The 2,168-nt window shown below is 41.2% G+C and carries 1 protein-coding gene and 1 pseudogene; both read left to right on the forward strand.

Going from position 1 to position 2,168, the window contains the following annotated elements; all coding sequences use genetic code 11:
* A pseudogene (locus KH943_RS09955) lies at positions 1-239 on the forward strand (ABC transporter ATP-binding protein); the annotation flags it as partial.
* Positions 240-384: 145 nt separating this feature from the next.
* Positions 385-2,013: an FAD-binding protein gene (locus KH943_RS09960; RefSeq protein ID WP_304110426.1), complete on the forward strand. Its 1,629-nt coding sequence runs from the start codon at positions 385-387 to the stop codon at positions 2,011-2,013.
* The last annotated feature ends 155 nt before the right edge of the window (positions 2,014-2,168 follow it).

The raw sequence follows: 2,168 nt of genomic DNA on the forward strand, positions 1-2,168 counted from the left end.
CACTTGATGTTTCTGTTCGTGCTCAAGTACTAAACTTAATGGCAGACTTGAAAAAAGAACTCAACCTTGCCATGGTGTTTATTTCGCACGACATCCAAACTGTTCGCCAAGTATCTGACCGTATTGTAGTAATGAACGGCGGTAAAATTATGGAAACAGGCACCACCGCAGAAATTTTTGAAAACCCAACGATTGACTACACCAAAAAATTACTCGGTGCAGCACCATCATTGTTGTAATTGATTGCAAAAATTTTTGCAAATTTGACCGCTCTTCAGCGTGAATAACAGGCGAGGAAACTCGCCTGAGTTTTTTGCAAGATGTTGATGTTTAAAGAATAACCCCTCTTTAGCTAAGAGGGGTTAGTAAGAGGATAAATCTACTATGCCCAACATCCAAATTACCCAAACCCTTAAAACCGATCTCCTTATCGTAGGCTCAGGCATTGGTGGCTTGAGCTGTTCCGTTGAAGCCCACAAAAAAGGCATCAATCACATTCTTATCACTAAAACCCAACTTGGTTCTGGGGCAAGTTTTTTTCCACTGAAAGCAAGCCTTGGTATTCAAGTGACAGGCGATGAACACGATAAAGCCTTATTCCAGCAAGATATTGAACGTGTTGCACAAGGGATGAACAATCTTGAAATCGTCAAAGCCTATATTGAAGATTCACCGCAAGCGGTTGAATTATTGAATGAAATTGGTTTCTGTCCGTGGAAACGTAACGATAACCGCCCCGCTTGTTTTGCCGAATATCCTCGCCCGATTTATCTGATTAACGAATGGCAAAAAGCACGTAAAAATGCGGAGGAGATTATTGCTCAACAAAATACGACGACGTTGTTTGAAAATGCTAGCCTTGTACATATCGCAACTGAAAATCAGTGCATAGTAGGGGCGGTTTTTGCTTATCAAAACCCAGAAAAGAGTGGTCGAAAAATTGTTTATTTTTACGTGCATACTTCCGCCATTATTCTTGCCAGTGGTGGCATTGCAGGGCTTTATAAAGATAATCTTTACCCTGCTGATGTGATTGGCTCTACCCATTTTCTTGCCTTGCAAGCAGGAGCTAGACTGACTAATTTAGAGTTTATTCAGTTTATTCCTTCGTTTATTGCTCCGAAATACAAAGTGCTGTTTGGTGAACATACGCTGAAATATTGTACTGCGGTAACGGATAAAGATGGCAACTCATTATTTCCTGATTTATCGGCAGAAGAATTCGCCCAAATGGTTGCCGAACGCAGTGCCTACGCACCATTTTCGGTCGATTTTGACTGCGTGAAATTCGATCTACGCATTATGCTATATTTGCTTGAACATCCAGAAGAACAGGGCGTTTATTTGCACTATTCTCCAACACTTTATCAAGACCAAACGGAGTTTTACCGCGTTTATTTAGATTGGCTGAAAGCCGATGCGGGGATCGATTTATTAACTGATCGCGTGTCGATTGCGCCATTCGCCCACAGCTGCAACGGAGGCATTGAAATTGACACCAACGCAGAAAGTGCGGTGCAAGGCTTGTTTGCAGTGGGCGAAGTCTCTTCTTGCATTGAAGGAGCGAACCGCTTGGGCGGTAATTCTGTGGGCGGAAGTTTAGTGTTTGCCAAACGTGCAATGGCAAAAATTGAGCGAGATTTAACCGCTTGCCAAGATGCAACGATAGACGAACAAGCGGTTGAAAATGCCAAAAATTTTGCAGAACAGGCATTAAACCGTTTACATAATAAAAATGCGGATACAACGCTCAGTGCTTCGCAAGTGCTCAGTGAAATTCGTCAAGCAATGACAAAATTCGCCAATGTTTATCGTACTGAAGAGAACCTTTGCAAATTACAAGAAAAATTAGCTCGCTTGGAGCAGGACTTTGATCCGATAGAAAACGCTGATTTTCAAGGTATTGAAATTTTCTACGGCTTAAAAACGGCTCAAGCAGTGGTGAATGCGATGTTAGCACGGAAAGAGAGTAGAGGGGCTCATTATCGGGCGGATTATCAAGGAAAAATGTGATCTAAATCACAAATTCAAACATTTCTACTTGGAACATTGGCAAATTCCCGTGAAAATATAGTTCCTCTTGATTTGTCTAATTTGTCATTTAATTTCAGAAGGAAAAAAATATGAAAATGACTTTAAAAGTAAGTGTATTAGCGACGTTATCTGCA

The sequence above is a fragment of the Haemophilus parahaemolyticus genome (assembly GCF_018373095.1).
GTDB classification, from domain to species: Bacteria; Pseudomonadota; Gammaproteobacteria; order Enterobacterales; family Pasteurellaceae; genus Haemophilus_A; species Haemophilus_A parahaemolyticus_A.